The 16,437-nt window shown below is 66.7% G+C and carries 11 protein-coding genes; 5 read left to right on the forward strand and 6 right to left on the reverse strand.

The window, feature by feature from the left end; translation table 11 throughout:
• Window positions 1-75 precede the first annotated feature (75 nt).
• From AC0L58_RS13655 to AC0L58_RS13670, 4 genes are all read left to right on the forward strand, one after another.
• Window positions 76-1,623: a serine hydrolase domain-containing protein gene (locus tag AC0L58_RS13655; protein ID WP_473684287.1), complete on the forward strand. Its 1,548-nt coding sequence runs from the start codon at window positions 76-78 to the stop codon at window positions 1,621-1,623.
• Window positions 1,624-1,769: 146 nt separating this feature from the next.
• Window positions 1,770-2,456, forward strand: coding sequence for a M15 family metallopeptidase (locus AC0L58_RS13660; RefSeq protein ID WP_473688739.1), 687 nt, complete (start codon window positions 1,770-1,772; stop codon window positions 2,454-2,456).
• A gap of 122 nt (window positions 2,457-2,578) precedes the next feature.
• On the forward strand, window positions 2,579-3,634 hold the full coding sequence (locus tag AC0L58_RS13665) for a serine hydrolase domain-containing protein (RefSeq protein ID WP_473684289.1): 1,056 nt from the start codon (window positions 2,579-2,581) through the stop codon (window positions 3,632-3,634).
• Between the two features lie 17 nt (window positions 3,635-3,651).
• Window positions 3,652-4,419, forward strand: coding sequence for an N-acetylmuramoyl-L-alanine amidase (locus AC0L58_RS13670; protein WP_473688741.1), 768 nt, complete (start codon window positions 3,652-3,654; stop codon window positions 4,417-4,419).
• A gap of 183 nt (window positions 4,420-4,602) precedes the next feature.
• Here the strand turns inward: AC0L58_RS13670 and AC0L58_RS13675 are convergent, their stop codons facing one another.
• The 4 genes from AC0L58_RS13675 to trpE all read right to left on the reverse strand — a co-directional run bounded on the left by AC0L58_RS13675 (window position 4,603) and on the right by trpE (window position 12,206).
• A complete protein-coding gene (locus AC0L58_RS13675; protein WP_473684291.1) occupies window positions 4,603-7,728 on the reverse strand; it encodes an efflux RND transporter permease subunit in 3,126 nt (1,041 codons plus the stop codon).
• Entirely contained in the window at window positions 7,725-8,972 is a 1,248-nt protein-coding gene (locus AC0L58_RS13680; protein ID WP_473684293.1) for an efflux RND transporter periplasmic adaptor subunit, read from the reverse strand. Before AC0L58_RS13680 ends, AC0L58_RS13675 begins: the two co-directional genes overlap by 4 nt.
• Window positions 8,902-10,497, reverse strand: a complete 1,596-nt coding sequence (locus tag AC0L58_RS13685) for an efflux transporter outer membrane subunit (RefSeq protein ID WP_473684295.1) — start codon at window positions 10,495-10,497, stop codon at window positions 8,902-8,904. Before AC0L58_RS13685 ends, AC0L58_RS13680 begins: the two co-directional genes overlap by 71 nt.
• A gap of 233 nt (window positions 10,498-10,730) precedes the next feature.
• The gene (trpE, locus tag AC0L58_RS13690; protein ID WP_473684299.1) at window positions 10,731-12,206 is read right to left on the reverse strand and encodes an anthranilate synthase component I; all 1,476 of its coding nucleotides are present in this window, start codon (window positions 12,204-12,206) and stop codon (window positions 10,731-10,733) included.
• A 129-nt stretch (window positions 12,207-12,335) separates the two neighbouring features.
• On the opposite strand from trpE, the gene AC0L58_RS13695 reads away from it, so the two are divergent.
• Window positions 12,336-13,667: a hypothetical protein gene (locus AC0L58_RS13695; protein ID WP_473684301.1), complete on the forward strand. Its 1,332-nt coding sequence runs from the start codon at window positions 12,336-12,338 to the stop codon at window positions 13,665-13,667.
• A 144-nt stretch (window positions 13,668-13,811) separates the two neighbouring features.
• Here AC0L58_RS13695 and AC0L58_RS13700 read toward each other — a convergent pair whose 3' ends face one another.
• Both AC0L58_RS13700 and AC0L58_RS13705 read right to left on the reverse strand, forming a co-directional pair.
• Window positions 13,812-14,261 (reverse strand): hypothetical protein, encoded by a 450-nt coding sequence (locus tag AC0L58_RS13700; protein ID WP_473684303.1) that lies wholly within the window; start codon window positions 14,259-14,261, stop codon window positions 13,812-13,814.
• 136 nt (window positions 14,262-14,397) lie between these two features.
• Complete coding sequence (locus tag AC0L58_RS13705) at window positions 14,398-16,428, reverse strand: ATP-binding protein (RefSeq protein WP_473684305.1); 2,031 nt, start codon at window positions 16,426-16,428, stop codon at window positions 14,398-14,400.
• Between the last annotated feature and the right edge of the window lie 9 nt (window positions 16,429-16,437).

Genomic DNA, 16,437 nt, shown 5'->3' on the forward strand with positions numbered 1-16,437 from the left:
GCTGGGGTCCAGTGCCTCCCGGATTTTGCCGGAGCGCCAAAGCGCTGGGTCCCAGCTTTCGCTGGGAAGACGGGGATGTTTCGCGTCGCCGTTTCACTGCTCGGTATCGCGTGCCTGATAGCGCAAACAGCACCTGCAGCCGCCACTGAAGTCGCCAACACCCATTACGACAAGGTCGTCGACGCCGTCGTCGCCCGCTATCACCTGCCCGGCATCGCCGTGGGCGTGATCGACGACGGCAAGGTGGTCTACGCGCGCGGTGTCGGCGAGCTGGCGGACAAGGGACAAAAGATCAATCCCGATACGCTGTTCAAGATCGCCTCCAACAGCAAGGCGATGACCGCCACCGTGCTGGCGCGGCTGGTGCAACAGGGCAAGCTGCGCTGGGACGATCCGGTGCAGAAGTATCTGCCCGCCTTCGCGATGCATGACCCCTGGGTCACCCGCAACATGCAGGTCGGCGACCTGCTGGTGCATCACAGCGGCCTGCCCGAAGGCGGCGGCGACCTGATGCTGTGGCCGCAACCCAATCACTTCACGCGCCAGGACATCATCGCCGGCCTGAAATACATCAAGCCCGCCTACAGCTTCCGCGCCGGCTACGCCTACGACAACCTGCTCTACGTGGTGGCCGGTGAAGTGGCTGCCGCGGCCGGCGGCGCACCGTATGCACAACTGCTGCGCCGCGAGATATTCGAGCCGCTGGGCATGAGCCGATGCCAGATCGGCACCTGGAACCGCGACCAGGTCGGCAACGTGGCGCAACCACACGCGCGCCGCGACGGCGGCAACGTGGTCATCGATGCCGACGGACCGGTCATCCATCCCACCACCATGGACGCCGCCGGCGGCGTGCGCTGCAGCCTGCGCGACATGCTCGCCTGGGCGCGCAACTGGCTGGCGCCCACACCTGCGCAGCTGCAATGGCTGTCGCCCGCACAGCGACAGAAGGAATGGACGCCGTACACGCCGATGCCGATCTCCGCGCGTCGCCGAGCATGGGACGGCACGCGCTTCTACGCCTATGGCTACGGCTGGCGCATCGCCGATGTCGACGGCGAACTCACGGTGTCGCACACCGGCACCCTGTCCGGCATGTATTCGGCAGTGACCTTGCTGCCGGACCGTCGCAGCGGATTCGTCTTTCTCATCAACGCCGAGGCCGAGGACGCGCGCAGCGTGTTGAACGAAGTCTTGCTGAAACATTTCACCGCACCGGGCAAGGCACGCAGCGTGGCCAGCTACGCCGACGAACTGGCACGCGATGAGCAGGTACGCCACACCTCGCGCGTCCCCGACACCTCCTCGCGCCGACCCGCCACCGACGCCGAACTGGCCGCCAACCTTGGGGTGTGGCGCGACCCCTGGTTCGGCGATGTCTCCGTCTGCGCGCGCGACCACGGCGTGCGCTTTTCGTCAGCCAAATCGCCGAGCCTGAGCGGCCAGGTGATGCGCGTGGGGCAGCACTACCTGGTCCACTGGGACCACGGCGACGCCGAAGCCTGGCTGCGTTTTCCAGCAACTTCCGGCAACGACATGCGCATGGCCAAGGTCGATCCCGACGCCGACTTCAGCTACGACTACGAGGACCTCGCGTTCAAACGCGTCGGTGACTGCCCATGAGAAGCGCTCTTGCACGCCATTCCCTTCCCCCGCTCGCAGGGGAAGGTGCCGAAGGCGGATGGGGGGCTTCTGTGCGCGGCGTGCCCCCATCCGCCCTCCGGGCCCCTTCCCCCGCACGCGGGGGAAGGAAAATCGCGTTCGCCGTCCTGCTCTGTGTTTGCATCGGCAGCATCCACGCACAAGTCCACCCTGCCTTGTCGCCCGCGAACACCGCCGCGGCCGCCAACCTGGTCGACATCCGCAGCCTGGTGCCGGACATCGCCGAAGACATCAAGTACGCCGGCAGCGACAACTTCGTCGGGGCACCGGTGGACGGTTACGCAGCGGCAAAATGCCTGCTGCTGAAACCCGTTGCGGAAGCGCTGGCGCGGGTGGAGCACGAGCTGCGTCACCACCATCAGCGCCTGAAGCTTTTCGACTGCTACCGCCCGGCGCGCGCCGTAGCCGACTTCGTGCGCTGGGCGCATGATCTGTCCGACCGGCGCACCAAGGCCGCGCACTATCCGCTGATCGACAAGAGCACGCTGCTGGGCACGTACATCGCCTCGGTATCCGGCCACAGCCGCGGCGCCACGGTCGACCTCACGATGATGCAGTGCAACGCACGTGGCACGCATTGCCAGCCGCTCGACATGGGTACGCATTTCGATTATTTCGGCACGCTGGCGCACACCGACGCGCCGGCGGCCACGCCGGCACAGCACGCCAACCGCCTGCTTCTGCGCGCGGCCATGCAGCGCGAAGGCTTCCACAATTACCCGATGGAGTGGTGGCACTACACGCTGCAACCCGAACCCACCCCCAACACGATCTACGACGTCCCGATCAAATGATTAGCCATTAGCCGCCTGTAGGAGCGCACCCTGTGCGCGAACGGCGGACGCAGCCCGCCTGGTACACACGACAAAAGCATCGCGTACAGGGTGCGCTCTACAGGTTCAGAGGAACACAGCTCATGCACAAACTACTCATCAGCCTGGTCCTCGTCAGCATGCTCGGCGGGTGCGCCACGGCAGACACGCGAACCGCGCAAGTCGACCAGCTGATGCAGCGCTATCAGGGCACCGACGTGCCCGGCGCGTCGCTGCTTATCCTCAAGGACGGCAAGCCGCTGGTCAGCCGCGGCTACGGCATGGCCAATCTGGAACAGCAGGTGGCGGCCTCGCCCGCGACCGACTATCGCCTGGCCTCGGTGACCAAGCAGTTCATCGCCGCGGCCATCCTGTTGTTGCACCAGGACGGCAAGCTGCAGTTGCAGGATTCGATCCGCCAGTGGCTGCCCACCCTGCCCGCGGGCGACGCCGATGTCACCCTCGAAAACCTGCTCGACCACAGCGGCGGCCTCACCGACTACGAGGACCTGATCCCCGCCGATTTCACCGGTCAGGTCAGCGACGCCGACGTGCTGCGCTGGCTGTCCGCCGACGACAGGCATTACTTCGCCCCCGGCAGGGGTTACCGCTACAGCAATACCGGCTATGTGCTGCTGGGCCTGGTGATCGAGCGCGCCTCGCACATGACCCTGCCGGCCTTCCTCAAGCAGCGCATCTTCGATCCGCTGGGCATGAGCCATACGCTGCTTTACGAGCACCAGCGCGGCCCACAAGTGCCCAATCGCGCTTACGGGTACAGCGAGGGACACGGCAAGTGGACGCGCACCGACCAGAGCTCGACCAGCGCCACGCGCGGTGACGGCGGCATCTATTCATCCATCGAAGACCTGGCCAAGTGGGATGCCGCGCTGTACGACGACCGGTTGCTCAGCGACGCCTCGCGCAAGCTGGCATTCAGTCCGCACGTCAAAGTGACCGGTGAACCCTACGAGGCGTCCTACGGTTTCGGCTGGCGCATTACCGGGGACACGCTGTGGCATTCGGGCGAGAGCATCGGCTTCCGCAACGTGATCGTGCGCTGGCCGAAGCAGCACTTCACGGTAATCCTGCTCAGCAACCGCAATGATCCGGAGCCTTACCAGACCGTGCTGAAAATCGCCGAGGCATACCAACCATGAGCCACATGATCGCGAGCATGCGCGTGTGGTCGGGCCGGGCCCTGCTGCGCCGCGCGAGCATCATGCTTCTGTTTGCCCTGCTCGCCGCCTGCGCCCACGCGCCGCGCAATCCGCTGGCGACCTGGGTGCCCTCGCCCAACCATGACGTTCGCCGCCCGGTGCTGATCGTGCTGCACTTCACCGACGAGAACTCGGTCAAGCAAAGCCTGCATACCCTGCGCACCGCCAACAGTGGCGGGCCGGTCAGCGCGCACTATCTGATCGGCAACGACGGGCATATCTATCAGCTGGTGTCCGACCAGCTGCGCGCATGGCACGCGGGCGGCGGCCGCTGGGGCACGATCACCGATCTCAACTCCGCCTCGATCGGCATCGAGCTGGACAACGACGGCCACAGCCCGTTCGCGCAAGCCCAGATCGACAGCCTGCTGCGACTGCTCGCTAACCTCACCGAGCGCCTGCAAATTCCGCGCACGCAAATCATCGGTCACCAGGATCTGGCGCCCACGCGCAAGAACGACCCGGGCCCGCTGTTCCCGTGGCAGCAACTGGCCGCCGCGGGTTTCGGCCGCTGGCCGCACGGCGTGCTGGTCGATCCGCCCGCAGGCTTCGATCCGTGGATGGCGCTGGCGGTGATCGGCTATCAGCTCGATGATCGCGCCGCCGCCGTGCAAGCCTTCCACAATCATTTCCGCGGCATCGGCGGGACCGAGCTCGACCCGCAGGACTCACGCATCCTGTGGAACCTCGTGCAGCAGATCGAGCTGGGTGGCAGCGGCGATTGATCCATGGGCGCAGGCCAACCAGAAGCGGCGGGCAGAGCCCGCCCTACGCGAACCGCCAAACCTTGCTGAAGCATCGCCGTAGGGCGGGCTATGCCCGCCATTTCTACGCGGCCCGCCAAACCTTGCTGCAGCGTGGCCGTAGGGCGGGCTCTGCCCGCCAGCGCCCGCATCCGTCGACAGGCGTTACACCTGCAACCGATCCGCCGGCCGCGCCACCAACGCATACAACGCCGGCATCAGGAACATGCCGATCAACAGCCGCGACAGCATGCCGGCCACGATCACCAACGCGAACGGGCGTTGCGAATCGGTACCGACGCCACTGGCCACGGCGGCCGGCAGCAGGCCCAGCGCGGCGACCAGTGCGGTCATCGTGATCGGGCGCAGCCGCAGGATCGCCGCTTCGTGCACGGCCTTGCCGATGTCCATGCCGCCCAGGCGCAGTTCGTTGACGCAGGAGATGTAGACCACCCCGGTCAGCACCGACACGCCGAACAGCACGATGAAACCGATCGCCGACGAAACCGAGAACGGCGTGCCGGTGAGCCACATCGCCACGATCGCGCCGAACGGTGCGGAAAGCAGCACGCCGACCACGGTGATGAACGGAAACTTGAAGTTGCCGTAGAGCACGAACAGCAGGCCGAAGATCAGCAGCAAGGTCAGCGGCAGGATCACGTTCATCTGTGCGCGCGAGGTGGTGTACTCCTTGTATTCGCCACCCCATTCCAGCCGATAGCCGCGCGGCAGTTTCACCTTCTCTGCCACCTGCTTGATCGCGTCATTCACCGCACCGGCCAGGTCGCGACCGGTCACCGAGAACTGTACGCCGATGTAGCGCGAACCATTTTCGCGATAGATGAAGGACGCGCCATTGGCGACACTGATGTCGGCCAGCTCCTTCAGCGGAATCTGCTGGCCGCCGGGAGTAGCCACCGGGATGTCGCCGATCTGCTGCGGGTTGTCGCGGTACTGCGGCTGCAATCGCACCACCAGGTCGAACTGCTTCTCGCCCTGGGTCACCTGGGTAGCCACGCCACCACCAATGGCCGACTCGATCAGCTTGTTGATGTCGTCGACGTTGAGGCCGTAACGCGCGATCTTGTGGCGGTCGATCTTGATCGAGAGATTCGGCTGCCCCAGCTCATGCACCAGGGTCAGGTCGGTGATCCCCTGCACCTTCGCCATCGCCTTCTTGATCGCCTTGCCCTTGGCCTGCAGCACGTGCAGGTCGGGTCCGTAGATCTTGACCGCCAGCGCACTCTTCAGGCCGGTCTCGGCCTCGTCCACCGCATCCTCGGCGGGCTGGGTGTAGTTGAACTGGATGCCCGGGAATACCTGCAGCTTCTTGTCGATCGCCTCGATCAGATCCTGCTTGCTGCGATATTTGCCGTCCCACTGGGAGTACGGCTTGAGGCCGACGAAGAACTCGTCGTTGAAGAAGCCGGTGGAGTCGCTGCCGTCATCCGGACGGCCAAGCTCGGAGCCGACCGTGGTGACCTCGGGGAACGAGCGCAGGATTTGCCGGATCTGCGGCGAGATCTTCGAGGCCTCCTTGAACGAGATGGTGTACGGCATGGTCGCGCGCACCCACAACGAACCTTCATCCAGATGCGGCATGAACTCGGCGCCGATGCCGCGCATCATCACCAGGGCGACCACCAGCAGCACCAGCGAGGCGCCGGTCACGCGCCAGGCATGGGCCTGCAGCCGCTCCAGTCCGCGCACGTACCAGTCCTTGAACTTCTCGTAGATCGCGTTGCGCCGTTCGCGAACGCCGCGACGCATGAGCAGCGCGCACAGCACCGGCAGCAGGGTCAGGGTCACCAGCAGCGAGCCGACCAGGGCGAAGATCATGGTGTCGGCCATCGGCTTGAACAGCGTGCCGGAGGGTCCGGTGAGTACGTAGATCGGCAGGAAGCTGGCGACGATCACCGCCACGGCATAGACCAGCGGGCGGTCGACTTCCGAGGCCGCGCTCTGGATCACTTCCCTGATGTTGAACTCGGTACCCTGCCGCGCGGCCAGCTCACGGAAGATGTTCTCGACCATGAAGATCGCGCCATCGACCAGGATGCCGAAGTCCACCGCGCCGATCGACAGCAGGTTGGCCGAGGCTCCCTTCAAGTCCAGGCACACGAATGCAAACAACAGCGCCAGCGGAATCGTCACAGCCACGATCAGGCCGGCGCGCACGTCGTACAGGAAGAAGATCAGCACCGCGATCACCAACACCATGCCCAGCAGCAGGTTGTGCATCACCACGGCCTTGGTCTGGCCGATCAGGCTGGTGAGGTCATAGTAGGCGTGGACTTTGACATCCCGCGGCAGGATTTCGCTGTTGAGTTCCTTCGTCTTGGCCTGGACCCGCTGCAGCACGTTCTCGGTCTTGGAACCGGTCAGCGCCAGCACCACGCCTTCGACGGCGTCATCCTGGTTCATGTAGCCGAACTCGCCCTGCCGCGGCGCGATGCCGATCTGCACACTGCCCACGTTCTTGACCAGGATCGGCGTGCCGTCGTGCACCGCCAGCACCACGTCGCCGATGTCCTGCACGGTTTCCAGTCGTCCCAGCCCCCGCACGTAGAAGAACTGCCCGCCTTGCGAGTAGAAACCGCCGCCGGCATTGCTGTTGTTGGCGGCGAGCGCATCCTCGATCTGCGCCACCGACATGCCCAGCGCGGCGATTTTCACGGGATCCAGCAACACCTGGTATTGCATGGTGCCGCCACCGAAGCCCGAGTCGTCGGCCACGCCGGGCACCGAGCGATACTGCGGTGCGACGACCCAATCGTTCAGCGTCTTCAGCTCCATCGCCGACCGATCGGTACTCTGCAGCACGTAGCGATAGACCAACCCGGACGGCGGCGACATCGGCCCGATCGAGGGCGACACTCCGTCGGGCAAGCCGATGCCGGGCAGCCGGTTGTAGACACGCTGTCGCGCAAAGTAAGGGTCGGTACCGTCGGCGAAGGTGAGGGTGACGTCGGACAGGCCATACAGCGACACGGAGCGTTTGGTGACCAGGCCGGGGATGGCGTTCATGCCGAGCTCCATCGGCACGGTGATCAGCCGTTCCACCTCCTCGGCCGAATGCCCCGGCCACTGCGCCACGATGTCCACCATCGGCGGCGACAGGTTCGGGTACGCATCCATCGGCAGCGTGTTGTAGGCCCACACGCCGGCCGCAGCCAGGCCCAGCGCCAGCAGGATCATCAACATGCGTTGCTGCAGGGCGAACGCGACGATGCGGTTGATCAGTGATGCCTGGCGCGGCTGCATCTCTTCGGGGGGAGTTGGCGCGCTCATTGGGTCTGGATGAAGTGCAGGAAGATGGCGCCGTCCACCACGGCCTTGTCGCCGGCGTGGAGCCCCTTGGTGATGACGAAGCGGTCATCCACGCGCTCACCCAGCGTCACCGTACGCTGCGCATAACCACCGTCAGCCGCGGCCACGTAGACGAACGGCAGATTCTCGTCGTCGCGCAACACCGCCGTCACCGGTACCAGCAATCCCTCGTGAGCCTCGTTCGACCGGATGCGCACACGCACATACATTTGCCGCTTCAAGACACCTTCGGGATTGTCGACCAGCACCCGTGCGCCGACCGAACGCGTGTCGGGGTCGACCACGGCGCCGACATTGGTCACCTTGCCGCGAATCTCCACCCCATCCGCACCGGCATCGACGGTGGCCTCGTCGCCGTCCTTCACCGCGGTGAGGTCGTCGTCGAACAACTGCGCCATGACCCACATCTTCGAGGTATCGGCGATGGTGAAGCACGGCGTCGTGTCCGCCGCCAGCAGTTGCCCCGGCGCGATCGATTTCTCGACCACGGTGCCGGCGATCGGCGCGCGGATCACGCCCTGACCGTGCGCCACGGGTTTGCCGTCGCGGATCGCCGCGATGGTCTTCTGGTCAACATGCAGGGCGAGCAACGCCTGCAACGCGGCGTCGCGATCGGCATCGGCGCCGATCGCATCGGATTGTGCCTGCGCATGTTCACGCTGCGAGATCGCCTGGTGCGCGAACAGGTCGCGATCGGTGGCGGCCACCTGGTCGGCAGCATGCGCCGCGGCGAGCGCCTTGCGATAGGCCGCGGCGGCGGCGGCAAAGTCGGGCGAATCCACCCGCGCCAGCGGCTGCCCCGCCTTGACCTTGTCGCCCTGGCTCACCAGCACCTCGATCACCGGACCGGAGAACGGCGCCAGCACCTGGGTCGCGCGATCATGGTCGAAATCCACCACGCCACGGGTCTCGATGCTGCGATGAAAGCTGCTGCGGGTGACGGTGAGCAGATGAATGTGCTGGCGCTGTGCCGAGGTCAGCGTCACGTTGTGCGGCGTGTCGGCGGCAGCGGCGGCAGCGGCCTGGGTATCGGCGTTCGACGAGCATCCGGCCAGGACGACCGCTGCCGCCAGCGCAAGGGCGGGCAGCAAGGCGGCGTGAGCGCACCGCTTCGACGGCAGCACGGAGGGTGATCTACTTTTCATCGCTATCCCGGTTGGCAGCGGCGTGGGTGGAGGCGGTTCCGGCGTCGGCCTTGGCGTCATGCCACCAGCCACCGCCAAGTGCCTGGAACAGGGCCGCCGTGTCGACGTAGCGACTGGCCTGCGCCTGCACCAGCGCGATGCGCGCTTGCTGGTAGCCCTGCTCCGCGCTCAGCAGCGTGAGGTAACTGGCGTAGCCGGCCTTGTACTGGCGTTGCGACAGATCCAGGGTGAGCCTGGCTGCATCGGCGGCCTTGGCCGCGGCCTGCAGGCCTTCGGCATCGTGCTGCAGCGCGGCCAGCGTGTCGGCCACGTTCTGGAACGCGGTCAGCACGGTGCCGCGATATTCCTCGGCCGACTGCAGGTAAGCGGCCTTGGCCGCGCGCTCCTGATGCAGCAGGCTGCCACCCTGGAAAATGGGTGCGGCCAGATCCGCGCCGAGACTCCAGAAGCCAGTGCCGGCCTTGAACAGCTGCTTGATCGCCAGCGCGGTGCTGCCGGCATTCGCGCTCAAGGAAATATTCGGCAATCGGTTCGCGATGGCGACACCGATCTGTGCGCTGGCCGCATGCATGTTCGCTTCGGCCTGGCGCACGTCGGGGCGCTGCGCCACCAGCCTGGAAGGCAGGCTCAATGGCAACTGCTCGGGCAGGTGCAGACTGGCGAGATCGAAGGTTTGCGCCGGCGCCTCGCTCGGCAGCCGTCCGGCCAGCACGGCCAGCAGGTTGTTCTGCTGATCCAGCTGGGTCAGCAGTGGCGGCAGGGTGGCCTGCAACTGGGCCAGCTGCGACTCCTGCGCGGCGAGCTCGAGCTTGCCGGCGTAGCCCTTGTCCGACTGGTAACGCAGCAATTCCACCATCTTGCTGCTGGCAGCGATCAGCTCGCGGGTCGCGGCGACCTGCGCACGCAGCGACGCCTGCTGCACTGCCGCCACCACCACGTTGGAGCTGAGCGTGATGCGGGTGGCGATCATCTGGAAACGCACCGCGTCCTGCTGCGCCTTGAGCGATTCCACGTTGCGCCGATTGAGCCCGAACACATCGGGCACATACGACACGCTGACCTGCGGGGTGAACAGGTTGTACAGAAACGCGTTGTTGCTGGGCACCGGCGCCAGCGCGCCGGGCGGGTCCTGTTCGCGGCTGGCGGAGAAGCCGGCGGAGACACCGGGGTAGTAAGCGCCGCGCCCGGCCTTGGTGTTTTCGCGCGCCACCGCCAGCGCCGCTTGCGCCGCTTTCAGATCGGGGTTGTGCGCCAGCGACTGCCTGATCAGCGCATCCAGCGCCGGTGAATGGAACAGCGTCCACCAGTCGGCGGGAATGTCACCGTCATGCGTGAAACGCTGGGATGCTCCGCCGTCGATATGCGGCGTGGCCGCCGTGCTGGTTGCCGGATGCGCGGTGTAGTTGCTGACATCGGGCGCGGCCGGCCGCTTGAAGTCCGGACCCACGGCGCAACCGGCAATCACCAGCGCCGCGACGATCACGGAGAACTGGCGCACCGACCGACGCTGCGCACACCACTTGATCAACCCTCGCCCGATCATCGCCGCCGTCATGTCGACGACGCCAGCAAGCACTCGGGCCACGGATTGTTCATGTGAATGCGTCTTGACGAAAATCAGGAACGCAACGATATAACGTAACAAAGCGCAGCGAAACCCTGCAAGAAATTACGTTTGTGCGCAGGCGTCACGCATTCCGCTTGCTTGTAGGAGCGCACCGAAGTGCGCGATTGCTCTGCTGTTTGTACGAGGCGGGCTGCGCCCGCCGTTCGCGCACTTCGGTGCGCTCCTACAGACGTGGACGACCCGTCGGAGACCTACAGTCCCTTCGCCGCCTGCGCCACCGCGCGGAACAAGGCACGCCCCTTGTTCATCGTCTCTTCCCACTCGGCGGCCGGGTCGGAGTCGTAGACGATGCCGGCGCCGGCCTGCACGTGCAGGCGGCCGTGCTGGATCACGGCGGTGCGGATGGCGATGGCGGTGTCGGCGTCGCCCCACCAGCCGATCCAGCCGATCGCGCCGGCGTAGATGTTGCGCTTGTACGGCTCCAGTTCCTGGATGATTTCCAGCGCGCGGATCTTGGGTGCGCCCGAAAGCGTGCCGGCCGGGAACGTGGCCTTGAGCACGTCCATGTAACTCAGGCCCGGCCTGGCCGTGCCTTGCACCTGCGAGACGATGTGCATCACGTGCGAGTAGCGCTCGATCGCGAAGGACTCGCTGACTTCCACGCTGCCGTTCTCGCTGATCCGGCCGATGTCGTTGCGGCCCAGGTCGATCAGCATCACGTGCTCGGCGCGCTCCTTCGGATCGGCCAGCAACTCGGCTTCCAGCGCCAGGTCTTCCGCTTCGGTGGCGCCACGCTTGCGCGTGCCGGCGAGCGGACGCACCAGCACCTTGCCGTCCTTCAGTCGCGCCAGGATCTCGGGCGAGGAACCCACGATCTGGGTATCGCCGAGATCGACGAAGTACATGTACGGCGACGGGTTCAGCGCACGCAACGCGCGATACACATCCACCGGGCGCGCATGGAACGCCACGCTCAGTCGCTGCGATGGCACCACCTGGAAAATGTCGCCGGCACGAATGTATTCCTTGGCCTTCTCGACCATCGCCTCGAATTCTTCCCTGGTGAAGGACGAGGTGAAATCGCTCTCGTCCAGCGCCACCGACTGGGCCAGCTGCGGATACGAGGCGCCGCCCTGACGCAGGCGGTAGACCAGCGCGTCGAGCCGGCGCTGCGCCTCGGCGTAAGCCTGCGGCTGCGCGGGATCGGCATGCACGATCAGGTACAGCCGGCCCTTGAGGTTGTCGAATACCGCGACCTCCTCGGCCAGCATCAGCAGCACGTCCGGCGTGCCCAGCTCGTCGGCGCGATCCCACTGCGCCAGTCGCGGTTCGATGTAGCCGATCGTCTCGAATCCGAAATAGCCGACCAGACCGCCGCTGAAGGCGGGCAGCTCGGGCAGCCGCGGCACGTCGTATCGCGCGCGCAGCTTCTCGATCTCGCCCAGCGGATCGTCAAGATGGCGCCGCTCGGTGACCTCGCCGGCATCCTCCACCTCCAGCTCGTGGCCGCGCAGCCGGTACACCCGTTTCGCCGGCAGGCCGATGATGGAATAGCGTCCCCAGGTGGCGCCGCCCTCGACGGATTCGAACAGGAAGGTGTACGGGCCATCGGCCAGTTTCAGGTACACCGACAACGGCGTGTCGAGGTCGGAAAACACCTCGCGCACCAGCGGAATGCGGGTATGCCCCTGGGCAACCAGCGCGTCGAATTCGTCTCGGGAGATCACGTGGGAGTTCCGGATGGCCGAAGCAAAGAGCGGCCATTGTAGGCGAAGCGCGGAGTAGCGATGCGGCGCGCGCTTGATACACCGCCAATGGCGGTCTACTCTCGGCGATCAGGCAACAGGGGACAACTTGTGGATCAGTACTGCGTCGTAGTGTGCGGCCTGCAGGCCGAAACGTCGGGCGATGCCGCCGCGTGGCAGCCGGTGGCCGCCGCGCTGAAGCTCGACCCGGCGGAGTTCGAGCGGCGGGTCGTGGCCGCACTGCCGCGAATCGTGCGCCAGCATCTGGACCGGGACACCGCCGACCGCATCGCGCAGCTCATGCACGCCCTGCATGTCGATGCGCGCGTCCTGCCCGACGATACGCAACTGGCCTACATCGCGCGTGCAGGAACAAGCTGCGGGCCACTGCCGCAATCATCCCTGGGCGACTTCATCCTGCCAGGCGAATCGTATCGGCTGCACGGCAGCACCGAATGGCAGGATTGGTCGTCGACACCAAGCGAGGCCGAGACGGCCGCGCCGGAGATGGATTTCAACGCCATTGACGAAGCGTCGTCATCGACCTCGGCAGACGACGAGCTGGTCGGCGACCTGCCCTTCGCGCCGCCCGCAGACGTCACCGCCGACACCCCTGCACCCTGGACCGAGGAACCCGTTGCCGGCGCGGACGACGAGACGGATGCGGCCGCACCGCCCGCCGATGCCGCGGATCAGCCCGACGAGATCACGCCGGCAGACGCCGCAGCCGACGACATCACCGAGCCGCCTCGTGCCGTGCCGCCGCCACTGCCCGGTCCGCCAACGACCGAATCAACGTCCACGGTCGAACCTTCCGACGACGTCGACGCCACGGTGTCCGATCCACAGGAGCCGACGGCCGCAAGCGATGACGAACTCGTCAACCTGGGGCAGGAAGTACTCGCCGCGGACGCGCCCGAAGCTTCCGATTCCACGCCCTCCGAAGGCGCCGACGTGGGCGGCCCGGCACCCCGACGCTCGCGCACCGGCCGACTCGTGTTGCTGCTGGTGCTGATAGCCTTGGCGGTATGGGCCTATCGCTACTGGATGGCAGACACGCGGACCGACGTGCCGCCCCCTGCGGTTCGAACCATCCAGCCTCGCGCCCAGCCCGCGCCAGCAACGCCACCTGCCAAGACAGTGGCTGGCGATGCCTCGACCACGACGCCTGCGTCATCCGCCTCGGTTGCAGCGGCAGCCTCGACACCCGCAACGGCAGCCAGCTCGGCTGCTCCGGCGAGCGAAGGCTCGAGTCCGGCACCGGCTGCCACCACGACCACCCCACCCGCCGCCTCCCCGGCACCCGCGCCGGCTGCCAGCACGGGGACTTCGGCGAAGTCAGGCACCGGTGCACTGCCGGCAAGAGCTGCCACCATCATGCCGGCCCCGTCGGCACCGGTCGCGGCAGCTTCGGTCAGCGGGCCGACAACGCCGGCGCACTGAGCGCTGGCAGGATCGCGTTCACACGCGGCAACGCCGCACACGGGCGCACCCCGGATCGGTTGGAACCGGTCAGTTTGGGCGGAGGCTGGCCGCGGCTCGCGTGAAAAACCGCCTCAACCGCATGGGCCGCGCTGCACCTGCAGCTCAGGCCGCATCTGTGGCCGCAGGGGCGAGGCTCTCATCGGATTCATCGACAGCGTCGGCCGGAACGTCGAGCGCACCGTCCACGACACCGGTATCCCCGGCGGCGGCAAGTGCGGGCGAGCCAGATCCCATGCTGGCCTGGTCGGCAGCCGCCAGCTTGTCGTTCTCGCGCACGGCCTGGCGCAACAGCAGAACCGCGCGCAGATTGCGCTCGACTTCGGCGATCGATATCGGGAAGAAACTGTCGTCGCGATCGCTGACGAACCAGCTGCGGGCGCGCGTCTGGTCGACCGGCACCTGCGATGCATGCAGCGCCTCGACCACGTCCGCGGGACCCAGCTCAGCCACCTCGCACACCAGTCGCCACAGCCAGTTCATGCGCTGCGGGTCGGTGGCGCGACTCATTGGCGGACGCCGGTAGGGCTGTCTGCTGAGATCCGGGGCATGCATGGCGGGCACTCCATGTGAGAAATGTCGTGATGTAGAGAGGTAACGGCAGCCGCCGCCACTTCTTGAGCTACCGGCCGGCGCGCGAATGGCGCCGGGCGCTCCCGGGTCCGGCCCCCGGCGGCTTGCGTCGCCTGCGTCATCCGCCCAGCCGCTGGCGCGGCATGCCGTGCAGGATCAGCCGGAACGCCACGCCGCTGCCGTCATCGAGGTTGCGAGCGCTGACGCTGCCGCCGTGACGCTCGGCGACCAGTCGCGCCACGTACAGACCCAGTCCCAGATGGGGCGCATCGCCTGGCGTGGACTTGTCGCGCAGGCTGACCAGCGAGTCGAACAGGCGCCCCTGCATCGCCTCGGGCAGCAGCGGCCCCTGGTTGGCCAGCTCGATCTCGGCGCCGCCGTCGAGTGCACGCAGGTCCAGGCGCAGCCAGCCATGCTCGGGCGTGAACGACAAGGCGTTGTCCAGCAGCTTGTCCAGCGCCTGCGCGATCAGTTCAGGCGCGCCGTGCAGCGGCAGCGGCGACTCCGGCAAGCGGCATTCCAGACTGCGCGTGCCGATCAGCGGGCGATAGCCGTCGGCGCAACCACGCACCACATCGCGCAGATCGACATCTTCGGGCTCGGCCGCTTCGATCGAACGCTCCATCCGGCTCGACTCGCTCATCGCGCGCACCAGCGTGCCCAGTCGCGCCACGCCATCGCGGGCACGCGCCAGGTAGGGCACGGCCTGCTCCGGAAGCGCGTCACGTTCCTGCAGCGCGTGCTCGAGATTGTCCAGCGACGACTTCACGATCGCCAAGGGCGTATTGAGTTCGTGCGACAGCTTGGACGCCAACGTGCGCAGGTAATCGGTATAGCCGCCGACCGCCACGAACAATTTCTCGAAGCTGCGCGCGAGATCGCCGATCTCGTCGGGCGCGTCGATCATCGGAAAGCGGCCCGATGCCAATTGGCCGTCCAGACGTCCGTCATTGAGCTGGGCACGCTCGGCCGCATTGCGCAGGCGCGCCAGGCGCAAACTGAGCCGGGTGGCAAATGCCAGCAGGATGCCGCCGGCCACCAGCAATACGCCAAAGCTGGTCAACAGCAAGCCGAACAACGCGCGGTTGGCCAGCAGCGGAACGCTGCGACTGGCCTGCTCCAGCAGCAACACGCCCTCGACCTTGCCTGCCTGTTCGATGGGTACGGTGGCGGCCAGCACCACGCTGCCGCGCTCCTCGCCATGGCGCCACTCGCTGACCACCTTGCCGGCGCGCGCCTGTTCGACTTCCGCCGTGTCGAGCCGCGGCACATCCTGTGACCACAGGTTGGCATCTTGCAGCCGGGTCGCCAGCAGCGAGCGATACACCAGCGAAGCGAACCAACCCGGCTGGTCGTCCGCGCCGGAACCACGATCGAGCTTGCCGCTGCGCGCCAGCAACCAGCCCGATGGCGACAGCACGCGTGCCTGAACCCGTGCCGGTACCAGCTGCGCCAGTTCCCGTGAAAGCGCGGCGGAATAGCGCTGCAACGGGCGCACTTCCGAGGCCAACCGATCGCCCCCGCTGCTGGCGTCGTATGCGCTGATGCCAAGCATGCGCAAGTCCGAGCCACGCGGCAGAAGCAACTCGACCTGGTAGCCGCTGCCATCCTCCTGCCAGCTCGCGGCAAGCTGATCCGGCAGACCGTTCACCGCCGGATCCAGCGGCAAGGCGTTGAGCGGCCCCGGCGCCGCACTGGCCAGCAGGTAGCGGCGCTGGCCGGCGGCATTGCCGAGGGTGAGAATCAGGTGATCGGCCAGCAGCGCGTTCGCGTCCTCGGTATCGGCTCGGGTGCGCCGCGTGTTGGCCACCCGCGCGTACAGGTAGAGACCGTCATCGTCCTGGGCCAGCAGCAATTGGCCGCGGTGCGGAAACGGCTGGCTCCACGGCGTCAGCGGGGCCCAGTCGTCGCCATAGCCATCGACGGTGATCGGCCCCGGCGCCTGCTGCACATACCAGCTCGGGCCATCGGTCGATGGCAAGGCATGCGTCACCACCAGGCTGCGTGCCACCACCTGTGCCGAAGCCTGCAGCGCCTGCGCCTGGCCGTTGCGCAGCAAGGCTTCCATCTGCCGCACGTTGAACCAGCCCGCAATCGGCAACGCCAGGGTGCACAGCGCCACCAGCAGCAGCTTCTGGCGCAGGGTCATGCAGCCATC

This window comes from Rhodanobacter sp. G2-10, from assembly GCF_055809185.1.